This window comes from Flavobacterium buctense, from assembly GCF_014486695.1.
Classification (GTDB): domain Bacteria; phylum Bacteroidota; class Bacteroidia; order Flavobacteriales; family Flavobacteriaceae; genus Flavobacterium; species Flavobacterium buctense.
The window spans coordinates 326,565-350,169 of record NZ_JACTAB010000001.1; the positions used below are offsets into that span (position 1 = coordinate 326,565).

Annotated in this window: 20 protein-coding genes and 1 tRNA gene; 6 read left to right on the top strand and 15 right to left on the bottom strand. The window is 35.3% G+C overall.

Annotated features, from left to right (window positions below; genetic code table 11):
* Positions 1-4 precede the first annotated feature (4 nt).
* Positions 5-2,272, bottom strand: a complete 2,268-nt coding sequence (locus ICG50_RS01395; RefSeq protein WP_187659124.1) for a LysM peptidoglycan-binding domain-containing protein — start codon at positions 2,270-2,272, stop codon at positions 5-7.
* An 86-nt stretch (positions 2,273-2,358) separates the two neighbouring features.
* A complete protein-coding gene (locus ICG50_RS01400) occupies positions 2,359-3,546 on the bottom strand; it encodes a phosphoglycerate kinase (protein WP_187659125.1) in 1,188 nt (395 codons plus the stop codon).
* 232 nt (positions 3,547-3,778) lie between these two features.
* On the opposite strand from ICG50_RS01400, the gene ICG50_RS01405 reads away from it, so the two are divergent.
* Positions 3,779-4,927 (top strand): DNA polymerase III subunit, encoded by a 1,149-nt coding sequence (locus ICG50_RS01405; protein WP_187659126.1) that lies wholly within the window; start codon positions 3,779-3,781, stop codon positions 4,925-4,927.
* Positions 4,928-4,931: 4 nt separating this feature from the next.
* Positions 4,932-5,315, top strand: a complete 384-nt coding sequence (locus ICG50_RS01410) for a DoxX family protein (RefSeq protein WP_187659127.1) — start codon at positions 4,932-4,934, stop codon at positions 5,313-5,315.
* Here ICG50_RS01410 and ICG50_RS01415 read toward each other — a convergent pair.
* From ICG50_RS01415 to ICG50_RS01440, 6 genes are all read right to left on the bottom strand, one after another.
* A complete protein-coding gene (locus ICG50_RS01415; protein ID WP_187659128.1) occupies positions 5,307-7,580 on the bottom strand; it encodes a helix-turn-helix domain-containing protein in 2,274 nt (757 codons plus the stop codon). The two genes, ICG50_RS01410 and ICG50_RS01415, sit on opposite strands and share 9 nt — an antisense overlap.
* Positions 7,581-7,687: 107 nt before the next feature.
* Positions 7,688-8,266, bottom strand: coding sequence for an OmpH/Skp family outer membrane protein (locus tag ICG50_RS01420; RefSeq protein WP_187659129.1), 579 nt, complete (start codon positions 8,264-8,266; stop codon positions 7,688-7,690).
* A 252-nt stretch (positions 8,267-8,518) separates the two neighbouring features.
* Complete coding sequence (locus ICG50_RS01425; protein ID WP_187659130.1) at positions 8,519-9,364, bottom strand: class I SAM-dependent methyltransferase; 846 nt, start codon at positions 9,362-9,364, stop codon at positions 8,519-8,521.
* A gap of 54 nt (positions 9,365-9,418) precedes the next feature.
* Complete coding sequence (mnmG, locus tag ICG50_RS01430; protein WP_187659131.1) at positions 9,419-11,290, bottom strand: tRNA uridine-5-carboxymethylaminomethyl(34) synthesis enzyme MnmG; 1,872 nt, start codon at positions 11,288-11,290, stop codon at positions 9,419-9,421.
* A gap of 1 nt (position 11,291) precedes the next feature.
* On the bottom strand, positions 11,292-11,714 hold the full coding sequence (ybeY, locus tag ICG50_RS01435; protein ID WP_187659132.1) for an rRNA maturation RNase YbeY: 423 nt from the start codon (positions 11,712-11,714) through the stop codon (positions 11,292-11,294).
* Positions 11,707-15,081: a DUF4175 family protein gene (locus ICG50_RS01440; RefSeq protein WP_187659133.1), complete on the bottom strand. Its 3,375-nt coding sequence runs from the start codon at positions 15,079-15,081 to the stop codon at positions 11,707-11,709. Before ICG50_RS01440 ends, ybeY begins: the two co-directional genes overlap by 8 nt.
* A 132-nt stretch (positions 15,082-15,213) precedes the next feature.
* Here ICG50_RS01440 and gltX point away from each other — a divergent pair, with 132 nt between their 5' ends.
* The gene (gltX, locus tag ICG50_RS01445; RefSeq protein ID WP_187659134.1) at positions 15,214-16,719 is read left to right on the top strand and encodes a glutamate--tRNA ligase; all 1,506 of its coding nucleotides are present in this window, start codon (positions 15,214-15,216) and stop codon (positions 16,717-16,719) included.
* Positions 16,720-16,754: 35 nt separating this feature from the next.
* Here gltX and ICG50_RS01450 read toward each other — a convergent pair whose 3' ends face one another.
* Positions 16,755-17,381: a PorT family protein gene (locus ICG50_RS01450; RefSeq protein WP_187659135.1), complete on the bottom strand. Its 627-nt coding sequence runs from the start codon at positions 17,379-17,381 to the stop codon at positions 16,755-16,757.
* Between the two features lie 78 nt (positions 17,382-17,459).
* On the opposite strand from ICG50_RS01450, the gene ICG50_RS01455 reads away from it, so the two are divergent.
* Positions 17,460-18,446, top strand: a complete 987-nt coding sequence (locus ICG50_RS01455) for an SPFH domain-containing protein (RefSeq protein WP_187659136.1) — start codon at positions 17,460-17,462, stop codon at positions 18,444-18,446.
* Positions 18,447-18,475: 29 nt separating this feature from the next.
* On the opposite strand, the gene ICG50_RS01460 is transcribed toward ICG50_RS01455, so the two are convergent.
* From ICG50_RS01460 to ICG50_RS01475, 4 genes are all read right to left on the bottom strand, one after another.
* Positions 18,476-18,730, bottom strand: a complete 255-nt coding sequence (locus ICG50_RS01460; protein ID WP_187659137.1) for a DUF6327 family protein — start codon at positions 18,728-18,730, stop codon at positions 18,476-18,478.
* A gap of 3 nt (positions 18,731-18,733) precedes the next feature.
* Positions 18,734-19,084 (bottom strand): competence protein, encoded by a 351-nt coding sequence (locus ICG50_RS01465; RefSeq protein WP_187659138.1) that lies wholly within the window; start codon positions 19,082-19,084, stop codon positions 18,734-18,736.
* A complete protein-coding gene (locus tag ICG50_RS01470; protein WP_187659139.1) occupies positions 19,084-19,413 on the bottom strand; it encodes a YtxH domain-containing protein in 330 nt (109 codons plus the stop codon). The genes ICG50_RS01465 and ICG50_RS01470 overlap by 1 nt, the downstream gene beginning before the upstream one ends.
* A gap of 281 nt (positions 19,414-19,694) precedes the next feature.
* Positions 19,695-21,380, bottom strand: a complete 1,686-nt coding sequence (locus ICG50_RS01475; RefSeq protein ID WP_187659140.1) for a glutamine--tRNA ligase/YqeY domain fusion protein — start codon at positions 21,378-21,380, stop codon at positions 19,695-19,697.
* Positions 21,381-21,497: 117 nt separating this feature from the next.
* Here ICG50_RS01475 and folB point away from each other — a divergent pair, with 117 nt between their 5' ends.
* Together folB and ICG50_RS01485 are read left to right on the top strand one after the other, a co-directional pair.
* Positions 21,498-21,857, top strand: coding sequence for a dihydroneopterin aldolase (gene folB, locus ICG50_RS01480; RefSeq protein ID WP_187659141.1), 360 nt, complete (start codon positions 21,498-21,500; stop codon positions 21,855-21,857).
* A gap of 98 nt (positions 21,858-21,955) precedes the next feature.
* Positions 21,956-22,026 (top strand) — tRNA-Cys (locus ICG50_RS01485).
* Between the two features lie 210 nt (positions 22,027-22,236).
* Here ICG50_RS01485 and ICG50_RS01490 read toward each other — a convergent pair.
* Together ICG50_RS01490 and ICG50_RS01495 are read right to left on the bottom strand one after the other, a co-directional pair.
* Positions 22,237-22,890, bottom strand: coding sequence for a GldM family protein (locus ICG50_RS01490; RefSeq protein WP_187659142.1), 654 nt, complete (start codon positions 22,888-22,890; stop codon positions 22,237-22,239).
* 9 nt (positions 22,891-22,899) lie between these two features.
* Entirely contained in the window at positions 22,900-23,592 is a 693-nt protein-coding gene (locus ICG50_RS01495) for a LysE family translocator (protein ID WP_187659143.1), read from the bottom strand.
* Positions 23,593-23,605: the final 13 nt, after the last annotated feature.

The window sequence follows — 23,605 nt, forward strand, 5'->3', positions numbered from 1 at the left end:
CGGATTAACCGTTGTTAATTTTTAACTTCATGCCTGGTTTCAAACTTTCGTTTTTGATGCCGTTCCATTTTTTGATATCAGAAATCGTAACACCCGGATATTTTTTAGCAATGCTGAATAAAGAATCCCCTTTTTTCACGTAATAAGTTTTAACTTCGTTTCTGTCAATAGCAGCAATATTCTCTTTTTTAGATGATTTGGTTTCATTAACCGCCACTTCTTTTTTAGAAACGATAAGGGTTTGACCCACTTTTACATTATGGTCTTCCATATCATTCCAATCTTTAATTTCCGCTAAAGAAACATTGTATTTTTTGGCAATTGTACCAAGATATTCTCCTTTTCTAACTTTGTGTTCAACAATTTTAGTTTCGGTTTTAGGCTCTTCTGTTACTGCGTTTTCATCTTTGTTAGCCAAGGCTAATTTTGAACCCGTTTGAACATGCAAATCATCCAAATTGTTCCATTTTTTCAAGTCTTCTAAGCTAACATTGAATTTTTTAGCGATGCTGAAAAGGTTATCACCTCTCTGAACTTCGTAATAATCACTTGGATTTTCGTTAGCATCAACAGTATTGTTGTTAAAAGCAACAGCAGTATCTACTTTGTTTTCAACGATAGCTCTATCGGATTTCACTTCTTTTCTAACCGTAGTAACAACTCTTTCGTTTTTGATGATTTTTAAATTAGCACCTAATGCGATATTATTGCTTCTTAATCTGTTCCATTTTTTTACTTCTGCAACTGAAACACCATATTTATTTGAAATCTCTCCTAAATTATCACCTTTTCTTACTTTGTGGTATTTCACAACGTCTTTATAAGAAACCACTCTTTCTTCTTTGAATATTTTGCTTGAATTCGACGCCACAACAGAGGAATCAGAAGGATTTGTAGGCTTACTTTCGTTGGAAGCAACTTCATTATTTTCGTTTTCAGCTACATAAATTTTTAAGTTTCTACCCAATGGTGCTTTGCTACCTCTTAAATGATTCCATTTTTTCAACTCACCAATGGTGATGCCGTACCTATTTGAAATCTTACTTAGACTTTCACCTCTTCTGACTTTATGGTATTTAACATTGGAAGAAGGACTAGAATTTGAAGAGGCCAACATCGTTCTTTCAAACGGCTTTTCTCTTTTGCTGTCTTCATAATCTGCGTAAGCGTAAATTTTATCTTCATTAGAGGTAAACACCGCAATTTTATCAACCGGCAATCTCAAAAAGTGATTTTGACCTGAAATAAACGGAACAACTTCTCTTTTGTAGGACGGATTTAAAAACTGCAATTCTGCAACAGAAACATCCATTAAATCAGCTATTTGCTTGAAGGTCATTGTTCTTTTTACCATTACGGTATCCGTAGCAAAATGATTTGCTACAGCTCTGTCCGGTTTGATTCCATGCTCTTTGTGGTACTCAAAAATATACATCGTAGCCAAGAAAGCCGGAACATAACCTTGTGTTTCTTTGTGCAAAAAAGGCCTGATATTCCAATAGTTTTGTTTTCCACCTGAACGGCGAATTGCTTTCGCTACATTTCCCGGACCGGTGTTATAAGACGCTAAAACCAAATCCCAATCGCCAAAAATGGCATACATGTTTTTCATGTATTGTGTTGCGGCATTACTGGCTTTCAAAGGATCACTTCTTTCGTCAACGTATGTATCTACTTTTAAACCGTATTGTTTTCCGGTTTGGTACATAAACTGCCATAAACCTGTAGCGCCAACTCTGGAAACCGCTCTTGGATTTAAAGCAGATTCTACAACCGATAAATACTTAATTTCCAGTGGAATATTTTGTGCCGCTAACGACTCTTCAAACATTGGGAAATAATACTGAGAAATTCCGATTAATCTTTCGAAAGAACGTTTTCTGTTCTTTAAAAACGATTTGATTACGTTTTCTAAACCTTGGTTGTATTCGATGTTGAACGGCGATTTTTCGTCTAATGCTTTTAATCTTTCCTTCAAAAGCTCTGTTGGCAGTTCATAGTCGACTTTTTGATCCACATCAATATTCTTAATGTCGAAAGTCAATTCGTTATACAAATCTAAACTCGCCAATTCCTTCATCCACATGCTGTCGATGCATTTGGCAATATTGTCGTGAACAAAACTCGCCTTTATAGAATCCAGAACTTCTCTTTGGGTTAGTTCTCTTTTGGGTAATTTATTCTGAACCGGAATCACCTTGATGGTATCTTGGGCAAAAATTGCCGAAGAAGCCAAAAGGAGTGCCATCGTGGTTATTTTTTTAATATTCATATGTAATATTATAAGTGGTATTTATTTCAGATTGTTAATTGTATAATTAACAACGTAATTAATTGTCTTTTATTGTGTTGCAAATGTTAATTTAAAATAGCAGCTATTCCCGGTAAATCTCTTCCTTCTAACATTTCCAACATGGCGCCACCGCCTGTTGAAACATAACTCATTTTTTCTTCTAAACCGAATTGTTTTACGGCTGCTACTGAATCTCCTCCTCCAACAAGTGAAAATGCACCGTTAGCTGTTGACTCTGCAATATAATTGCCTAATGTAATCGTTCCTTTGGCAAAATTCTCCATTTCAAAAACGCCTAATGGTCCGTTCCAAAGTATCGTTTTTGATTCCATAATTACTTTTTTGAAATTCTCCAACGATTTTGGTCCGGCATCTAAACCTTGCCATCCGTCAGGAATTTCGCGAACGTCCACTACTTTTGTATTGGCATCATTTGAAAAAGCATCGGCTGCAATTACATCCACCGGAATATGTATTTGAACGTTTTTTTCTTTGGCCAAACGCAAAATTTCCAAAGCCAATTCTTGTTTGTCATCTTCACAAATAGAATCACCAATTTTTCCACCTAAGGCTTTTACGAAAGTAAACGTCATTCCCCCACCGATAATCATGTGGTCTACTTTGTCTAAAATATTTTCGATTACCGTAATTTTGGAAGAAACTTTCGAACCTCCAAGTACTGCGGTTACCGGTTTTACTGAATTTTTCAATACACGATTCAAACTCTCAATTTCTTTGGCCAAAAGCATACCGAAACATTTGCTTGTTGGGAAAAACTTTGCAATGATTGTGGTTGAAGCGTGTGCTCTGTGTGCTGTTCCGAATGCGTCATTCACATAAATATCGCCTAATGAAGCTAATTCTTTGGCAAAATTTTCATCTCCGGCTTCTTCTTCAGCATAAAAACGAAGGTTTTCTAATAATAAAACTTCGCCCGGTTTTAAATTTTTTGCAGCATTTTGTGCAATTTCACCTCTGCAATCTTCTGCAAAAAGAACATTAACTCCTAAAACTTCTGATGTTTTGGCGACAATATGTTTTAACGAATATTGGTCTTGCTTTCCTTTAGGTCTTCCTAAATGTGACATCAAAATTATACTTCCTCCATCGGCAAGAATCTTATCTATCGTTGGCTTTGCGGCTTCAATTCGGTTAGCATCAGTAACCTTAAAATTCTCGTCTAAAGGCACATTAAAATCAACTCTTATTATCGCTTTTTTGGCTTGGAAATTAAAATCTTGAAGTGTTTTCATCTAAAATTTAAGTGGTTATGATTCCTTGCAAATATAATAAAATTTAATTTCATCGGTGAATTTTGTGCGTTTGTCGATGATTTTTAAGAAAAAATTAAGTTGTAAGCCATTTATTGTCAATCAAATAGTGTTTTATCACCTAATGACATACAACAAGATTAACTAATGGGATTTGAATCCGATTGGTGAATTTTGCTTTTCTTTTAGCCAAAAATTTGCTCTATATTTGCTCATGCAGTTTTCAGAAATACTTGGTCAGGAATACCTGAAAAAACATCTCGTTACCAGTGCTTTGTCGGGAAGAATTCCGCATGCACAGTTGTTTGTTGGTCCGGAAGGCAGCGGAACCTTAGCTATGGCGATTGCTTATGCGCAGTTTGTTTTGTGCAATAACATTGGTACCGAAAATGCCGGTGGAAATGAAAGTTGCAATTTAAAATTCCAATCGCTATCTCATCCTGATTTGCATTTTGTTTACCCGAATGTAACTAATGAAGATGTCAAATCTAAACCTAAAAGTGCTGATTTTATATTGGATTGGCGTGAATTCGTTTTGAAAAACCCTTATGGCGGTTTGTTTGATTGGTACAAACATTTAGGTGTTGAAAAAAAGCAAGGAATGATTCGCGTAGAAGATGCTCAAGACATTCTGAAATCATTGGCTTTAAAATCCTATGAAGGTGGTTATAAAATTATGATTGTTTGGATGGTTGAAAAGATGAATCTCGAAGCCTCCAATAAGTTGTTGAAACTTTTAGAAGAACCACCGGAGAAAACACTTTTCCTCCTGATTTCGGAGAATGAAGAAGACATCATTCAAACGATTCGTTCTCGTTGTCAGGCATTGCATTTTGGTGCTTTACCAGAAGCATCAATAGTTAAAGCCATGAGAGAACGGTATTTTTTAGATGAGTCTTCTGCCTTAAAAGTAGCACATTTGGCTCAAGGAAATTACAACAAAGCCCTCCATATTTTGAACAATGACAACAAGGATTTTCCTTTTGAAGAATGGTTTGTAAATTGGGTAAGAGCGGCCTTTAGGGCTAAAGGAAATGCAGCAGCCATACACGATTTAATTTCCTGGAGTGAAGAATTGTCGAGCATCGGTAGAGAAGGTCAAAAACAGTTTTTGGCTTACTGTATTGATATGTTCCGTCAGGCACTGTTGTTAAACTATCAGACCGAAAAATTGGTGTATTTAGAACCTGAGGTTGAGGGTTTCAAATTAGAAAAATTTGCTCCATTTGTGACCGGTAACAACATTAATGAAATTTTCAAAGAGCTATCAGATGCTTCTTATCACATTGAACGAAATGGCAATGCCAAAATAATATTAACTGATTTATCGATAAAACTTACCCGATTAATCCATAATAAATAAACCTATGAACAATACTGCTTCTATCTTAGTTTTGCTTTTTTTAGCGGTTACTTTTGTACAATCTGCTTATGACAAAGTGTTTGAATGGAAAGGGAATGTGGAATGGCTTAAAGGTCATTTTGAAAAGACCATTTTAAAAAATAACGTTCCGCTTGCCTTATTTATTATTCTAATTTTAGAATTAATTGCCGGAATTTTTGCGCTGGTTGGTTGTGTTGAATTAATGGTTAATGGCGGAAAAACATTTGGTTTTTATGCCGGCGTTTTTTCTTCAATTACCTTAATTTTGTTATTATTAGGTCAAAGATTAGCCAAAGATTACGATGGCGCCAGAACCATCGCTATTTACTTCGTTCCCTCGGTTTTAGCGGTTTGGTGGTTAAGTTAGGCCACTTTTTCTGGCGGCTTGAAACATTTTTAATTCGTCCCAAGTAAATTGGTCACCATATTCTTCTTTCAGTCCGCTTAAAGACTCTTCTTTAAATCCTTTGAATACAATGGCTAATGCTTCTATTTTATCTTCCGGCAAAATATCGTAAATCTTAATGGTTTGGGTTTCTATTAATTTGGCTAAATGACTGCCAATGGTTTGGGTTGTTAATTTTCTGATAGCGGCAATTTCTTTAATGGAATTCTTTTGCAACCACAATTCATAAGTTTCTTGAACGGTTGATTTCTTAGGTTCTTTCGCTGTTTTCTTTTTGGCATATCTTTCAATATCATCATCATCTTCTACAAGTGTGACATTGACATTCTTGAACTCTTGTTTGATGGTTTCCAACTTATTAACTCTGTAATTTCGAATTTCTTCTGAAGACAGTTTTTCCTTTGAAATGGTTTCCCCTTTTACAACTGTTTCTATCAATAATTTGGCTTTCATCAAGCGCAAAACGGCTTTGATTTGAAGCTCTTCCAAAACCAATAATTCTTCATAATACCCTTTTACTTTTTTGAGGCGTTGGACTTCTTCTAATTTCCAAAGAATTTCATAAACCAAGTTATCCATTGGTAACATAAAATAGTTAAACGCGGCTTGAACTCTTTCATTTATAAATTGAAAATCAAGGTTTTCTGAAAACAATTTATTCAATTGGGAAATGAATTTTCTAGATGGATCAATTAGTTTCTCTATTTCTTTAGCTTGTTTTTTGGCCCAAGTAGCATGTTTAGATTTTGTCGAAACTGTTGATGCGTCGTTGTAACTGTATTGGTGATTGCGCCATTCCTGGGCTAAATCATTCCAATCAAAACTGTTCCTTACAAATTGTTGAATAAAAGCTTTGGTGTCTTGTTGTAAAGTGGTTTGAAGCAATTCTTCGGTAGCTTTGTTTAAGGAATACTCCATCACATCTTGGTCGTTGGAAATGCCATTCATTTGTAACGGAGAAAGCAAAATCAAGCCGTTTAACGAACGCAAACGTGAAAGTGCCACATAGGCTTGTCCGGGAAGAAAAACTTGTGAAACATCGAGTGCTGCTTTATCAAAAGTTAATCCTTGACTTTTGTGAACCGTAATAGCCCAAGCCAATTTGATTGGATAATGGACAAACGTCCCTAAAACCTCTTCTTCGATTTCCTTTGTGTTTTCATTTACAGAGTATCGAATATTTTCCCATTCATATTTTTCGACTTCAATGGTTTTGTTTTCATCGGGGAAATGCACGAGGATTTCTCTCTCGGAAAGCGATTTGATGATGCCCATTTTTCCGTTAAAGAATTTTTTTTCGAAGGACAAATCGTTTTTGATGAACATGATTTGAGCGCCAATTTTCAATTCCAAATCCAATTCTAAAGGATATATTTTATCTGGAAAATCGCCAATAATTTCTGCAGTATATGATCTTTCGCTTCCCTCTAAATCAATCAATGATTGAGCATTTATGTTGTCTGCTTTGGCGTTGTGTGTGGTTAAAATGATATAACCTTGGTTGGTTTTCAAATCGAAATCAGGTTTGATAAATTGGTTTAAAATCTGAATATCATCCTTGGTGATTTTATTGTTTCGAAGATTATTCAAGACCGAAATAAAAGTATCGTCTGTTTGTCTGAAAATAGTAGACAGTTCAATATATAAAGGCGGATTTCTTTCGATTACATGGGCGTGAAAAAAGAATTTCCCTTTATAATAATTGCGAAGTGTTCTCCATTCATCCTCTCTTATGACTGGAGGAAGTTGCAGTAAATCGCCAATAAACAAAACTTGAATACCGCCAAATGGCAGGTTGCTTTTTCTAACGGATTGCATCATAAAATCCATTGCGTCCAATAAATCGGCACGTAGCATACTAACTTCGTCAATAATGAGCAATTCCATATTTCGGATGACTGCTTTCTTTAAGCCACTCATTTTGAAATGTCTTCTCAAAGTAGACCGACTTTCGAACTTAGTGTTTTCGGTAAATTGTGGCGATGAATTATCCGGTAAAAATCCGCCAAAAGGCAGTTGAAACATCGAGTGAATGGTAACGCCACCGGCATTTAAAGCGGCGATTCCTGTGGGCGCTACAACTACCGTGTTTTTGTGTGTAGTTTGAATGATTTCTTTTAGCAGCGTCGTCTTTCCCGTTCCCGCTTTTCCGGTAAGAAAAACAGATCGGTTGGTTTGGTTGATGAATTGCAAAACATAGTTTGCTTCGGCAGTTACAGATTTCATGGCTTGTAAGTTTTATAAGACACAAAGTTAAAGTATTGTCTGTCAATATACAACAAAAAAACGCCTCTATTTTGAGGCGCTTTATAATCTGTTAAATTGAATATTAATTATTTCTTATCTTCTTTTTTAACTTCCGGTTTCTCTTCCTTCTTATCAGCAGATTTGTATTTATCGTTAATCAATTTAATTACTTCTTTTGTTATGTCATAACTGTCTTTAGCATATAAAATGGAAGGAGAAACATCACCGGATCCGTATATATAATCGTACCCTTTTTCTTTTCCGTAGTCTTTAATTACTTTTCTGTAGCTTTTTACTAATGAATCCATTTCAACACCACTTTCATCTTGTAGCTGTCTTAACATGGCTTGTTGTGCATAACTTAATTCTTGTTCTCTTTGTTGTAATTCGGCTCCTTTTTGTTGCGCCCAAACTTGCCCATTTGCTTGTGCATTTTTTTGGAAATTGGCTGCTTCAGATTTGAAACGATTGACTTCGACTTCCAATTGGCTTCCCATAACTTTAGATTTGTCTTTGTATTTCTCTCCGATATCTTTAGCTTCTGTTGATTCTTCCATTAGTAAAGAGGTATCAATATAAGCGGTTTTAAATTCTTTCGTTTCTGTAGTTTTATTGCAGGATATTATTGAAATGGCCAATGCAAAAAGTAGAACTGTTTTCTTCATTATTTATTGTGATTTGATAAATTAATTTTCGGTTTCAAAAGTATAAAAATAAAAAGCAATAATCTAACTGAAAAAGCATGATGATAGTCTCTTTAAAGCTGTATAAGATTTAATTATTGCTTTTGTTAAAACAATAATCATGCGCTATAGAATTTGGGTTTAAATAAAGCGTTTTAAGCGAGCTTTAAATCCCAGATAGCGTTTACCTTTCTTGTTGGGGTTTTTTATAGAATACGGTCTTCTATTTGGTTTTTATTGGTTTTTTATGATATAAATCTGCGATGAAAACTCTTTGGTCTTCTGTCCGTTTAAATTTGACTTCCATCCAACAAAAAAAGCCCGAACAAAGTTCATTTTCCCAGTTTTGTATTTTTCAGAAAGTAAGCTGACATAAAAGCTGTCAAATTTCATTGGTAGCACTTCTGCCAATTTCATTTCTTTTTCTGCAAATAATTTTTCTATAGCTGTTTTAGAGAAATGCCAAATGTGTCTTGGCACATCATAAGCGGCCCAATGTCTTCCATAAAAATTGGCGTCAAAAGATTTGAAATTTGGAACAGCAATTACAATTGTTCCGGAAGGCTTTATCAATCTCTTTAATTCTGTTAGGTATTCATCTAAATTTGGAACATGCTCTAAAACATGCCACATGGTAATTACATCAAATGAATTACTTTCTAAAGCTGATAAACTTTCTGCAAAAGTTACGCCTTTATTGAGGGCAATTCCTTTAGCTTTTTCACTAGGTTCGACTCCTGTTGTTTGCCAACCGTCATTTTTGGCTACCACTAAAAAATCTCCGGTTCCGGCACCAATGTCTAAAATTTTCCCTTTAGGAGACTGTGCGTTGATTAACTTCAATTTATTTTTAAGGGCTATGCCTTTGATAAAGTGATAGGCTCTTTCAAACAAAGATCGTTTTCCATCCGTATGAGAAATGTAGTCGTCGCTTTCGTAATAGCTTGGTAATTTTTCTAAACTTGGCTTAGGAAAAGTAATTAAAATGTCATATTCGGGATTGTGGTGCAATTCGAATATTTCTTTTGAAACCGAATAATCTTTTACTTTTTGAAAAAAAATATTATTTTGAAAACTCATATAATGCTTTATTGATAAGGCTTGGCAAAGATAGTTTCACGTGGAACACAACAACTATCTTCCCATGTAAATTAATAAAACCGAAATATCGGCTGGTGAAACACCGCTAATTCTAGAGGCTTGTGAAATAGTTACGGGACGAATATTGCTAAGTTTTTGTTTGGCTTCTATTGACATTGATTTGATTTTATTGTAATCAAAATTCTCCGGAATTTTTATATCTTCTAATCGAATTAATTTTTCGGCATTGTTTCTTTCCTTTTCAATATATCCCGAATACTTCACCTGTATTTCTGCTTGCTCAATTATTTCTTTGTCCAAATCATTTTCCTGGATGTATTTTTGAACTTTATCAAATTTCAAAATATCTTCTAATTCCATTTGAGGACGGGAAAATACTTTAAACATTTTATCCGATTGAACCATTGGAGCACTTTCTTTTTCGACTAAAATAGGATTCGCTTCTTCTTGCGTAACGCTGGTTTCTTTGAAGAAATTGACCATTTTTTCGCTTTCATTGAACTTGTGTTCCATTCTTCTCATTCGTTTTTCAGACGCTAAACCAATTTCGAAAGACTTTGGTGTTAATCTGAAGTCTGCATTATCCTGACGCAGTAGTGTTCTATATTCCGCTCTTGAGGTAAACATGCGATAAGGTTCTTCTGTTCCTTTGGTAATTAAATCATCTATTAAAACGCCAATATAAGCTTCATCGCGACGAAGTATCATTGGTTCCATTTCTTTTACTTTCAACGCGGCGTTCATTCCGGCCATCATCCCTTGAGAAGCGGCTTCTTCGTATCCGGTCGTTCCGTTGATTTGCCCGGCAAAATATAAGCCTTCAACCAACTTGGTTTCGAGCGTATGTTTTAATTGCGTTGGCGGAAAATAGTCGTATTCAATGGCGTATCCCGGACGGAAAAACTTAACCTTTTCAAATCCTTCTACCGAACGCAAAGCTTTGAATTGAATGTCTTCGGGTAAAGACGTTGAAAAACCATTCACATAAACTTCGACAGTATTCCAACCTTCCGGTTCTATGAAAAGTTGGTGTCTTTCTTTGTCTGCAAAACGATTTATTTTGTCTTCAATTGACGGACAATATCTTGGGCCAATACTTTTAATTCTTCCATTAAACATTGGTGATCGATCAAATCCTTCGCGTAAAATATTGTGTACTTCATTCGAAGTATAAGTCATATGACACAATTTCTGATGTGTCAAAGGTTTGGTTTCATCTGAATACGAAAACTTATCCGGAATCAAGTCTCCTGGCTCTTCTCGCATTTTAGAATAATCCAAAGAACGGCCATCAACTCGTGGAGGCGTCCCTGTTTTCATTCTTCCGGATTCGAAGCCTACTTTGATTAAATCTTCGGTAATTCCATACGCGGCACTTTCACCGGCTCTACCTCCTCCAAATTGTTTGTCGCCAATATGAATCAATCCATTTAAAAAAGTTCCATTAGTCAGAACAACTGTTTTGGCTTTTATTTCGATTCCTAAAGAAGTAACAATGCCTTCAATTTTGTTATTTTTAATCAATAGCCCTTTGACCATTTCTTGGTAAAAATCCAGATTCTCTGTTCGCTCCAACATCAAACGCCATTCTTCAGCAAAACGCATTCTGTCACTTTGGACTCTTGGCGACCACATGGCCGGTCCTTTTGATTTGTTAAGCATTTTAAACTGCACAGCGGTCTTATCCGAAATAATTCCTGAATAACCTCCAAGCGCATCGATCTCACGAACAATTTGTCCTTTTGCAATTCCTCCCATTGCAGGGTTACATGACATCTGCGCAATGTTTTGCAAACTCATGGTTACCAATAAAGTTTTGCAACCTAAATTGGCTGATGCCGCTGCGGCTTCGCAACCTGCGTGACCCGCTCCTACAACTATGGTATCGTATTTTTCTAAAAACATTTTAATTTTGTTTCACGTGGAACATCTTCATTTTCTCTTCTTCTTTATCACGCATTATTTGTTCGTCTGCATCAGACTTGTCTTTATATCCGCAATAATGCAAAACTCCATGAACCATTACACGTTTCAATTCGTCTTCAAAAGAAACTTTGAAATCTTGCGCATTTTCGCGAACTCTTTCAACGGAAATAAAAATATCTCCGTGTAGCTCATTTCCTATAGAATAGTCAAAGCTAATGATGTCGGTTAACGTGTCGTGATTAAGGTATTGTTGGTTTATTTCCAACAAATAATCATCATCGCAGAAGATGTAATTAATCTCTCCTTCGTTCTTTATTTCGGAGCTTATGACTTTGGAAAGCCAATCGGCATAAACCGATTCGTTGTCTAAATTGAAATCTGACTCGTAATTAAAACTAATCATTCTTGATAAAATATTCTTGAACCTTTTGGTTAAAATTGGAGCGCAAAGGTAAGCTTTGTCTATTTAAAATTTCTATACTATTCAAATATTCTTGAAGCTTGCTCGGAAGCGCATTCGCCTGATTGCTAAATTCTTTCTTATTCGTTTCTGATTGTCGTTTCTTATCTTCTCCTTGTTGCTGTAAAGCTTTTTCTAATTTTAACAACTCATATTTTACATTCAAAATCTTTTGAAGTGTTTCATTGTTAAACCCTTTATTTAATAATTGCTTCTCGATTTGTTTCATTTGGTCCAAAGTATTTTGACCATTTCCGCCAACGCCTTGCTTTTTCAATTCCTTTTCTAAAGCTTCACGTAATTGCTGTTGCTCTTTGTAAATCTCCATGATTGCTTTTGCATCTCCTTCGCCGTCTTGTCCTTGTTCTCCACCTTTTTCATTGCCTTGTCCTTGACCTGATTTTCCGCCTTTTTGACCTTGACCTTCTTTACTGCCTTGTTGTCCTTCACCAGGTTTTTCGCCCTCTTTTCCTTCTTGACCCTCACCTGGTTTTTCTCCTTTTTTCATTCCCTTTTTCATCTTTTCACCAAGGCCTTCTTGCTTCTTGATGATGTCCGGTAATTGCATTCCGGCTCCTTGTCCTTTTCCGGGTTTTGGTTTGCCTTGCCCTTGGCCTTCCATTTGCATCTGCATTTGCATGCCGTTGAGAATGTCACTCAACATATCAGCCAATTTATTCGAAGAAGAAACAGCATACTGTTGGTGTGAATTTCCCTTTGGCACATTGGCTTCCGCTAAATTTTCTAAAGCTTTATCTACATTGTATTGGACATTTCCAATTTCTTTAGTTACATCCTCAGCGATTTTTGGATTGCGTAAAGACATGGCAAATAAACTGTCATCCACATGTTTGAATTGTTGTTTTAAATCTTGTTGTATTTTTAAATTTTTATTGAACGATGGTGCACCGCGTTTCAGATTTTTAAACTGTTTCATCACATCTTCTTGAGAAAATGAATACGCTAAAAGATTGTCCAAAATCTGACGCAACATCGCCACATCTTCTTCCATTTGTTCCATGTCGCCGGATTGCATTTGTTCCGCCATTTGCTGGCTCATTTGCTTCATCTTTTTGGAAGCGCTTTTTTGCTTAGGCTTTGCTTTGTCTTTTTGTTGCTTTTGCAATTGGTCTTTAGCGTTCTTTAAATCTTCGTCTATGCTTTTCTCTTTTTCATCGGTGTTAGGCAAATCCATTGGAGATTTTAATTCCTTATTGTCTTTGTCTAACTCATTCAATTCTTCTTGAAGTTTGTCAAACTCTTTGTTGATGTCATCCTGTTTTTCAGCATTGTTCTCCTCATTCTTATCGGCCAATTTATCTTGCTTTTCAGCTAGTTTGTCTAGTTTGTCTGCAATCTGCTCCGTTTTTTTCTCCACGTAATAACGCTTGGTTAATTCCACTAATTGTTCCAAACTCTTGGTTTGGTTTTTACTAGCTTGTTGGAATTTCTCCATCTTTTCAAACAACTCTTCTTTGCTTATTTTGTCATTCAGTTTTTGAAGTTCGTCTAAAAGCTTTTGGTTTTTCTCTAATTCTTCTTTGGTTTTCTCCAAACGTTCTTGCAACAATTCTTTCTTCTCGTCTTTTTTATCTGCCTTGAACTGTTCCAAATTGTCTTTCATCTTCTCCGAAAACTCTTTCATCAATTCGTCTTGTTGTTTCTGACGTTGGATAAAATCGTTGACTTTTTGCTGTTCTTTATAATCCAGATTGTCTTTTTCTTTGCCCATTTTTTGCAACTTCTCCATTTCGGATAATTGTTTGTCTTGTGCTTTTAAAGATTTGGCCAATGAATTAATGTTTTCGTTTTGCTGTTGCAACATTTCGTCTTGCTTCTCGGTTTCAGTCGATATACGATTGCTGAATATAGAAGATTTAGTGCTTTTAGAATTGTGAATCGCATCGTTATCAAAAATCTCAAAATAGTATTCATACGAAACGCCTTCTTCCACCGGAAGATTGCTTGGAAATGAAAACACAAACTGGTCATAAACATCTTTCTTAACGTTTATGAAAGCTTTTTTAGCAATATTTGGCGTGTCTTTAGGATAATAGACTATTTGCAATTTAGAAAGTCCGTAATCGTCTGAAACTTGTCCGAGCACATAATTTTTATTCACTTTCAAACTATCTGGAGCATTGTTAACCGTGATGGTTGGAAATTGATCTTTGATAACCGAAATCTGATAATTCAATTTCTCGTAATTCTGAACTTTCTCATTTGAGGTCAAAATTTGATAATCGGTGTTTTGAAGAATGCTTTTTGACAATGAAAACACATTTTCGTTCTTGATAAAAGCAAAGCGATTGTTGGCATTTACCCAATCCACTTTTTGTGTAGCCAAAGTGTTCATTCTCCAAGTTACTTTAGTTCCTTCAGGAATAATCGCATTACCGGTTCCTTTAATGACTTCTGCTTTTTTATTCAAATAACCTGGGAAATTCAAGACCATTTCAAAGTTGGCTATCGACGGAACGGTTACTACTTTCAACTCATAATCGCGGGAAGAAACCTCATTGGCTTCAATATGAAATTCTAAATCTTCTGTAGGTTTCGGAATTACAAACTGGAATTCACCGGCTTTACTACTTTCCATAAAATAACTTTCCTCACCAATATAAATCATAGCATTCTCCGGAAAAACTTTACCAACGGTTTTCACTTTTAGTAAAAAATCTTTGTTTTGTTCAGTTTGCAAATTGTCATTCACCAACACAAATTCGAATGGAGCCGGTGGTAAAAATTGTTGTTTAAAATTGACCACGCGATTCAAACTTTGGGACAAAATGTCGCCTTTGCCTGAAATCAGGAAAAACAAAAAGAACAAAATCGGAATAACAGCCAACGGTAAGTATTTCTTGTTCTTACCTAAATTTATGGCGTTGCCAAAAGGAATCGGCTGCAAAGTATTCGCTTTTTGGTCGATTGACGCTAATAGTAATTCAGATTTATTTTGGTCTTGAGATAATTGCAAAAAGTTGGTCAACTTGTCGCCAACTTCGTTAAAATGATTTCCAATGATGTTGGAAGCTTGGTTGTAATCAATTCCTTTTTGGAGTTTGAAAAGCTTGAAAATCGGGAAAAGAATAAATCGCAAAAGCAGAAACAATTCCACAACAACGAATACAGCAAACAAAATAGTTCTCGCCGTTGGTTTCAACCAAAGAAAATATTCCACAAAAAGTGTGAAGATAAAATACAACAATCCTAAGCCGACGAAAAATATCGTTCCGCGCAGCAATTCATTGGTATAAAACTTTCGAATAAAGTCTTCTAACTTTTGATAAATAAGGGTTGATTTTTCCACTTTTTAGCCAATCTTTTATATAACCGATAAATGTACAATTTTTGGCGAATAACCAACGTTAAAAATTTGCCAATGAAAATTCGTGAAATTCTTGGCTAATTAAATTTTATCTTTGCACAAAATTTTACTAAAATGTCAAGACCTGTTAGAGTTCGTTTTGCCCCAAGTCCGACCGGACCATTGCACATTGGTGGCGTGAGAACCGCCTTATTTAATTATTTATTTGCCAAAAAACATAACGGTGTTTTCTATTTACGAATTGAAGATACCGACCAAAATCGCTTCGTTCCCGGAGCGGAACAATATATTTTTGAAGCTTTGGAATGGTTGGGCATTGCGCCAAGTGAAACCGTTGGAAAGAATGAAAAATTCGGTCCGTACCGTCAAAGCGAAAGAAAGCCTTTATACAAACAATACGCTGATCAGTTGGTAAATTCGGGTTGGGCTTATTATGCTTTTGATACAACAGAAGCATTAGACTCATGGAGAAAACATTATGAATCTAAAGGAGAAACTTTTATTTACAATTGGAAATATAACCAGCAATTGGATAATTCTCTAAATATTTTTCCAACAGAAACCGAAAAAAGAATCGCGGCTGGCGAAGCTTATGTGATTCGTTTTAAAACGCCTGTGAATGAAACTTTGCATTTGCACGACATCATCCGCGGCGATATTAATTTTGAAACTAATTTGTTAGACGATAAGGTTTTATTCAAGTCTGACGGCATGCCAACTTACCATTTAGCGAATATTGTGGATGACCATTTGATGGAAACTTCTCATGTTATTCGTGGGGAAGAATGGTTGCCATCGATGCCTTTACACTGTTTGTTATATAAAGCTTTTGGTTGGGAAGCACCTGAATTTGCACATTTACCTTTAATATTAAAACCTATCGGTAACGGAAAATTATCCAAACGCGATGGCGATAAAATGGGATTCCCGGTATTTCCATTAGAATGGAAAAGTGAAGAAGGCGTTTCATCAGGTTACAGAGAAAAAGGATTTTTCCCGGAAGCTGTAGTTAACTTCTTGGCTTTGTTAGGTTGGAATGACGGAACTGAACAGGAATTGTTTTCACTCGAAGAATTGGCTGAAAAGTTTGATTTAAACCGTGTGCACAAAGCCGGAGCCAAATTTGACCCGGATAAAAACAAATGGTTCAACCACCAATATTTGCAAAAACAAAGCGATGAAAGTTTGGCCGAAGCCTTTGCTCCTACTTTAGCTGATAAAGGAATTACGATTGAAAAAGATAAATTAGTAAGAATCGTTTCTTCGATAAAAGAACGTGCCAATTTCGTTTCCGAATTTTGGGATTTGGCGGATTATTTCTTTGTAGCACCAACATCTTATGATGAAAAAGCCGCTAAGAATTGGAAAGAAGAAACGCCGAATTTAATGCAACAATTGATTTCTGTTTTGGAAAATGTGGGCGAATTCTCTTCGGCAAACATTGAAACTATCGTCAAAGATTGGATGACCAAAAACGAAATCGGTATGGGAAAAGTGATGCAGCCGTTTCGTTTGAGTTTGGTTGGTGCTTTAAAAGGGCCACATCTTTTTGACATTGTGGAATTGATTGGCAAAGAAGAAACCATTAAGCGATTGGAGAAAGCGATTGCTACTTTATAAAAAAGAAAAGTCCCGAGTTAATCGGGACTTTTTTATTAGAAGTAAAAAATAATATTTCCGTTTACCACCGAAGCATTTCCTTTAAAATCTCCATCAATCTTTCCAAACATATTGTTGATTCCGTATTGATAAGTAACATTCAACCTAACGTTTCTAACACCTGCCGTTAAGCCCACAACCGGATAAATAGTAACATTACTGATATCGGTTAAATCTTTGGCTAAAACACCCGGATTGCCTTTGACAATATAGTCTTCATCGGTTTCATCTAAAGCCAATTTGCCATTGACTTGGACCATTGGGCCAAATTCAACACTCAAGTGGTTTTCTATAAACTTATAACTCAACTGAAAAGTGATATTAGCACAAGATAATTTGTAATTGGTTTCTCTTTCATTTAAAAATTGACTTAAAGTCGCTACTGTGAAATTGTATTCACTAAACTGCAACCCGTAAATCGCATCCCAATCGTTAAAGGCATTTCCTCTCATGGAAAGTCCAACATTCCAACCATCGCCGGGTTTGGTTTCGAAGTCTGAAGTATTGACATTGAATTGATTTAATCCTAGGGTTATTCCAATCATATTGGAATCTCTGTAGCCGTGTTGTGCTGACCCGATTGTTGTGGCCAACAACAAAAGGATGATAAGATTTTTGTTCATGAAATGATGACAGTTAATTTGTAACAAACATACATATATTTCGTATAAAGACTGTAGTAACAATTTAAATAATAAGAAATGGACATTTTTTTAATTGGCTTTTTGGTCTTCGGACTTTTTGTATTGCTCTCTTCTTTTTTTACTGTCAAGCAGCAAACCGCTGTAATTATTGAACGTTTTGGGAAATTTTTGAGTATCCGACAATCCGGACTTCAATTAAAAATTCCGTTGATTGATAGAATTGCCGGTCGTGTGAATTTGAAAATTCAACAATTGGATGTGATTATTGAAACCAAAACCAAGGACAACGTATTCGTTAAACTAAAAGTTTCTGTACAGTTTATGGTAGTAAAAGATACGGTTTATGATGCTTTTTATAAATTAGAATATCCGCATGACCAAATTACTTCTTATGTTTTTGACGTGGTTCGTGCCGAAGTACCGAAATTGATTTTGGATGATGTATTCGAAAGAAAAGACGATATCGCCATCGCTGTAAAAAGAGAATTGAATGAAGCCATGACGACTTATGGTTACACGATTATCAATACTTTGGTTACCGATATTGATCCGGATATTCAAGTAAAAAATGCGATGAACCGAATCAACGCAGCCGATAGAGAAAAAACCGTAGCCGAATTTGAAGCCGAAGCCTCAAGAATTAGAATTGTAGCCAAAGCCAAAGCGGAAGCAGAAAGCAAACGCTTACAAGGACAAGGTATAGCCGACCAAAGAAGAGAAATCGCCAAAGGTTTGGTAGAAAGTGTGGATGTTTTGAACAAAGTTGGAATAAATTCACAAGAAGCTTCGGCTTTGATTGTAGTAACGCAACACTATGATACTTTACAAGCGATTGGTGCCGATACCAATTCGAATTTGATTTTGTTGCCTAATTCGCCACAAGCCGGAAGCGACATGCTAAATAATATGGTAGCAAGTTTTACGGCAAGTAATTTGGTAGGAGAATCCATGAAAACCGGATTGAGAAAAGTAGAACCTAAAAAAGGTAAAAATCTTCCGAGTGCCGGACATTCAGAAGAAGAAACTCCGGAATCAGAATCATAATTCAGATAATCACAATAAAAAAAAGAGGCTTAATCGCCTCTTTTTCTATTTATAAACCAACTAATGGCATACGGAATCAACATTTTTAAAATCATGCCGAAAGTACCTGAAAATACATTTTTATATATTGTATACAAACCTTCCAATGGTTCGGCCGGAAGAATACTTTCTTTGGTTTTCTCGAAACTCAATTTCATTTTCTGATAATGAATTTCCTTTTCCAATTTCAGGATTTCTAAATCGTGCTCGATTTCGGCGTAGGATGCGTATTTTTTTGTTCCCATAATTTATTCGTCAAAAAAGATTTCTGAGAATTTCTCTAAAATTGGTCCTTCCACGATTTTGTCTTTAACCAAGAATAAAAGCGCCGCTAAAATCGAATAGATTCCGGCCACAGCCAAAAATCCTAAAGGATAACTATCGAACATTTTTCCTAAAGCCAAAGCTCCGGCTATCGAAACGAAAAGTAAAACAATCGTCAAGCAAATGGCAATCAGCATAAACTTAACCATCAAAGTCGTTGACTTCATGGCCACTTTAAAACCCCAAAGTTTATAGTAAGCTATACTGCTTTCCATATAAGCTTTGGCATTTTCCTGAATATCGTCTACGTTTTCTTTTATTTCTTCGAAAGCCATTATTTCTGCAATTTGGCGTTTTGTTTTTTAAGTTCGGCTAATTTCTCTTCCAAGAAGGAAATGGCTTCTTCGGCTTTATAACTCGATTTCGAAAGAAGATTATCTACCGTTTCTTTTAGCTCGTCTTTGGACTGCGAAAATTTTTCTTTGGCTTCTTCTTCAAAAGAACCAAACTTTGATTTGGCTTGGTCTTTTAAATCATCCAAACTGTCTTTGATTTTTTCTCTCGTTTTCGAACCTTTATCAGGCGCAAATAAAATTCCGATTCCAACTCCGATTGCAGCACCGGCCAAAAGAGCCAAAATGCTATCACCACTTTTACCAGACATAATTTTTGAATTTTTAATTTTATTAAAGTTACGAAAATTTTACTGAAAAGCTGTTAAGATGTCGTTAAACAGCCAATATTCATTTTAAAGCGATATAATCACTGTTCGTTTATGGTCTTATAAATTGACATTCCGAACTTTAAAAAATCCAACAAAACCAATTTATGAAAGCTGATTTTAATTGTCTAAAATTATATGGTTTTAAGTTACAATAACTTTTACTAATAATAGAAAAAGCCTGCTATTACACAGACTTTTCATTTATAAAATCTATACTGAATTTATTCTTTGCTTTCTACTTTGGCCCAAGTATCTCTTAAGCCAACCGTTTTGTTAAAAACCAATTTTTCGGCAGAAGAATCTTTGTCGACACAAAAATACCCTAAGCGTTGGAATTGGAATTGGTCTAAATTTTTAGCCGATAGCAAACTCGGTTCTACATAACCGGTAATGACTTCCAAAGAATTTGGGTTGATAAATTCTTTAAAATCTATTTCTTTATTGCCATCCGGACTTTCATTCGAAAATAAACGGTCATAAATTCTAACTTCTGCTTCAATGGCATGCGTTGTTGAAACCCAATGAATCGTTCCTTTTACTTTTCTTTGAGAAGCTTCGGTTCCACTTCCGCTTCGGGAATCAGTGTCGTATGTACAATGAATTTCGGTTATATTTCCGTCAGCATCTTTGACAACACTTTCGCCTTTAATGATATAGGCATTTTTCAAACGCACTTCGGTTCCTAAAGTCAGGCGGAAAAACTTCTTATTGGCTTCTTCTTGAAAATCTTCTCTTTCGATGTATAATTCTTTAGAAAACGGGACTTTTCTATAGGTCATCACTTCCTCTTCGGGATTGTTTTCGGCTTCTAACCATTCTTCCTGACCTTCCGGATAATTGGTAATCACCAACTTCACCGGATTTAAAACTGCCATTACACGAGGTGTGGTTTTATTCAATTCTTCGCGAACGCAAAATTCTAAAAGCGAAACATCTATCAAATTGGTACGTTTAGCAATTCCAATAGTTTTGGCAAAATTCCGAATCGCCATCGGTGGATAACCACGTCGACGCATACCTGAAATCGTACTCATTCTTGGATCATCCCAACCGGTAACGTGATTTTCTTCTACTAATTGTAGCAACTTTCTTTTGGAAACTACGGTATGAGAAAGATTTCTGCGGGCGAATTCTCTTTGCTTTGGACGAACTTTAGTTTCATCATAAACTTGGTCTAAAAACCAATCGTATAATTCACGGTGAGGCAAGAATTCAAGTGTACAAAACGAGTGTGAAATTTGTTCCAAATAATCGCTTTCGCCATGAGCCCAATCGTACATTGGATAAATACACCAATCATTTCCGGTACGGTGATGATGTGAATGTAGAATACGATACATAATCGGATCACGCATTAACATATTGTTGTGAGACATGTCTATTTTGGCTCGAAGAATATGAGTTCCGTTCGGAAATTCACCATTTTTCATTCGTTCCAAAAGGTCTAAATTCTCTTCAATTGTGCGATTTCTATAGGGAGAATCGGTTCCAACTTGTGTCGGAGTTCCTTTTTGCTTAGCCATTTCTTCCGAAGATTGGCTATCAACATAAGCTTTTCCTTTTTTGATAAATTCAACAGCCCAATCGTATAATTGTTGGAAATAATCTGAAGCATAACACTCCTTATCCCATTTATAGCCTAACCATTCGATGTCTTTTTTAATTGCGTCAACGTATTCCTGCTCTTCTTTGGCCGGATTAGTATCATCAAAACGCAAATTGACAGGCGACTGATAATCGATTCCTAAACCAAAATTTAAACAAATAGCACTAGCATGCCCAACGTGTAAATACCCGTTAGGTTCAGGCGGAAAACGAAAACGTAATTTGCTTTGAGGCAATCCGTTTTTCAAATCTTCTTCAATAATTTGTTCGAGGAAATTAAGGGACTTCTCTTCTGTTGACATTATTTTTGTAATTTTAGCAAAGATATTAAAAACGTTACGAGTTACAAGTTGCGAGTTGTAAGTTTGTTCAAAACCAAACAACTCGCAACTTGTAACTCGAAACTGGAAACTTAACAAATGGGAACTATTAAATTACAAAATATAAGAACCTTTTCCTTTCATGGTTGTTTGGAAGAAGAAGGCAGAATTGGTTCAGATTACCGAGTTGATTTGGAAATTAAAACCGATTTAAGAAAATCTTCAATCACTGATGAACTCAAAGACACAGTTGATTACGTACTTTTAAACCGAATCGTGGAAGAAGAAATGGCGATACGTTCCAAATTATTAGAACACGTTGCCCATAGAATCATCACCAGAATTTTTGGGGAAATACCTTCAGTATCAAGAATTTTATTAGCCGTTTCCAAGCTCAATCCACCTATTGGCGGTGATGTTGAAGCGGTTACAATTGAAATGGAAGAATACCGTAGCTAAGTACGATTTACAAAGATAGAAGTACAAAGGACTAAAACAAAACTTTTTGCCTTTTGCCTTTTGCCTTTTAACTTTTTTAGTATATTTGCCGTCCAACTGGCATCGTGGCCGAGCGGCTAGGCACCGGTCTGCAAAACCGACTACTCCGGTTCGAACCCGGACGATGCCTCAAAAGAGTTACAGTAATGTAGCTCTTTTTTTTGTGGTTAATTTTTAGAAAAAATTAAGTAAAGATTATGTTCGAACCCGGACTGTGCCTCTTAAACCTTCAAGGAAACTTGGAGGTTTTTTTGTGGTTAATTTTTAGAAAAAATTAAGTAAAGATTATGTTCGAACCCGGACTGTGCCTTCTAAACCTTCAAGGAAACTTGGAGGTTTTTTATATTACTCTTATTACCATTGGACTTATCAAAATACAACTTATTGTGATATTAACCTTTACTTTTATATCGAAAATTGCAATTTCATCTCCTTTAGAAGCATACTTGCTTATCTCTTTAAAAGTTTTTTCGTCAATTTTATTACCTTGAATAACAATGGTTTTTCTGCCAGGAATCTTAAGACTGAAACTATTTATTGTATGGACTATATTTAAGTTTTTGTCACCAGGGATAACTCTAATAATAGCATCTTTAAATTGATTCATATTAGCCAATATTAAAGAATCACCTTTTATATAATTAAAACAAGTAATTGAACTTTTTGTGTTTCTTATCTCAAAAACATGCTTTTCTTTAATTCTCTTATTATCCTTTAAAATAATATCAATGTTTACAATTGTTTCAGTACCAGGACCGGGATTAAGTGTGTAAATATTTTTATCCTTTTTTATAACATCTCTTCCTGAAACCTCAAATGATTTGCTATTGGGTACATCAATAAATAATTCATTCATCATTCCCCTAAAAACAGTTTTTAAATCCTTTGGAATAATCAAATCCTTATCTGTATGTTTTACGACAGAAAGCGTATCATTTTGGCCGTAAAATGAAATAGATAAGAAAGACAAAAAGAGGAAAATTATTTTTTTCACAAGGAAAGTTTATTTTTTTTCTTCCAACTTTTCAAAAGCAGAATTGACGATTTTTTGTTCTTTGGGAAACCAAGCTTGAGACAACAAAACCACACCGCAAATAATCAAAGCAATGCTAATAATTTTTTTGATCAAAAGAATATTTTTAGGGTTAAGTTGGTTTCGCAATTGCTTTGCCAATATGATTTTAAATAAATCGGTGATAAAATACACTATGATTAATGTTGAAAAAAAAGTCAACATTCTCGAAGTCTTTAATTCTAGTTGTGGACCAATAGTGATTAGGATTGCTAACCAAAATCCGAGTACACCGATATTGATAAAATTTAAAAAGAAACCTTTGATAAAGAGCGATAAATAATTGGTTTTAGCCAATTCTTTTGGGTCAATCTCATCGATACTTTTTTTAGATTCTTTTTTGTTTTTTACAAAAGAAATAATGCCGTAAGTGAGCATTACCAATCCGCCAAAAATAAACAAAGCGGGATCATCTTTGATGCTTTGAATCAATCGGTAACTACTAAAAAAAGCAATTAAAATAAAAATAATATCCGCTAAAACCACACCTAAATCAAACATCACAGCAGCTCGAAATCCTTTTACTACACTGGTTTCAAGTAATACAAAAAATACAGGTCCAATCATAAAACTCAGAAAGAAACCCAGCGGAATGGCAGATAAGATATCGTTAAGAAAAATCATGTTTTGAATTTTG

Coding starts and splice junctions, on each gene's coding strand:
- ICG50_RS01395 (WP_187659124.1), bottom strand. CDS start 2,272: ATGAATATTAAAAAAATAACCACGATGGCACTCCTTTTGGCTTCTTCG.
- ICG50_RS01400 (WP_187659125.1), bottom strand. CDS start 3,546: ATGAAAACACTTCAAGATTTTAATTTCCAAGCCAAAAAAGCGATAATA.
- ICG50_RS01405 (WP_187659126.1), top strand. CDS start 3,779: ATGCAGTTTTCAGAAATACTTGGTCAGGAATACCTGAAAAAACATCTC.
- ICG50_RS01410 (WP_187659127.1), top strand. CDS start 4,932: ATGAACAATACTGCTTCTATCTTAGTTTTGCTTTTTTTAGCGGTTACT.
- ICG50_RS01415 (WP_187659128.1), bottom strand. CDS start 7,580: ATGAAATCTGTAACTGCCGAAGCAAACTATGTTTTGCAATTCATCAAC.
- ICG50_RS01420 (WP_187659129.1), bottom strand. CDS start 8,266: ATGAAGAAAACAGTTCTACTTTTTGCATTGGCCATTTCAATAATATCC.
- ICG50_RS01425 (WP_187659130.1), bottom strand. CDS start 9,364: ATGAGTTTTCAAAATAATATTTTTTTTCAAAAAGTAAAAGATTATTCG.
- mnmG (WP_187659131.1), bottom strand. CDS start 11,290: ATGTTTTTAGAAAAATACGATACCATAGTTGTAGGAGCGGGTCACGCA.
- ybeY (WP_187659132.1), bottom strand. CDS start 11,714: ATGATTAGTTTTAATTACGAGTCAGATTTCAATTTAGACAACGAATCG.
- gltX (WP_187659134.1), top strand. CDS start 15,214: ATGTCAAGACCTGTTAGAGTTCGTTTTGCCCCAAGTCCGACCGGACCA.
- ICG50_RS01450 (WP_187659135.1), bottom strand. CDS start 17,381: ATGAACAAAAATCTTATCATCCTTTTGTTGTTGGCCACAACAATCGGG.
- ICG50_RS01455 (WP_187659136.1), top strand. CDS start 17,460: ATGGACATTTTTTTAATTGGCTTTTTGGTCTTCGGACTTTTTGTATTG.
- ICG50_RS01460 (WP_187659137.1), bottom strand. CDS start 18,730: ATGGGAACAAAAAAATACGCATCCTACGCCGAAATCGAGCACGATTTA.
- ICG50_RS01465 (WP_187659138.1), bottom strand. CDS start 19,084: ATGGCTTTCGAAGAAATAAAAGAAAACGTAGACGATATTCAGGAAAAT.
- ICG50_RS01470 (WP_187659139.1), bottom strand. CDS start 19,413: ATGTCTGGTAAAAGTGGTGATAGCATTTTGGCTCTTTTGGCCGGTGCT.
- ICG50_RS01475 (WP_187659140.1), bottom strand. CDS start 21,380: ATGTCAACAGAAGAGAAGTCCCTTAATTTCCTCGAACAAATTATTGAA.
- folB (WP_187659141.1), top strand. CDS start 21,498: ATGGGAACTATTAAATTACAAAATATAAGAACCTTTTCCTTTCATGGT.
- ICG50_RS01495 (WP_187659143.1), bottom strand. CDS start 23,592: ATGATTTTTCTTAACGATATCTTATCTGCCATTCCGCTGGGTTTCTTT.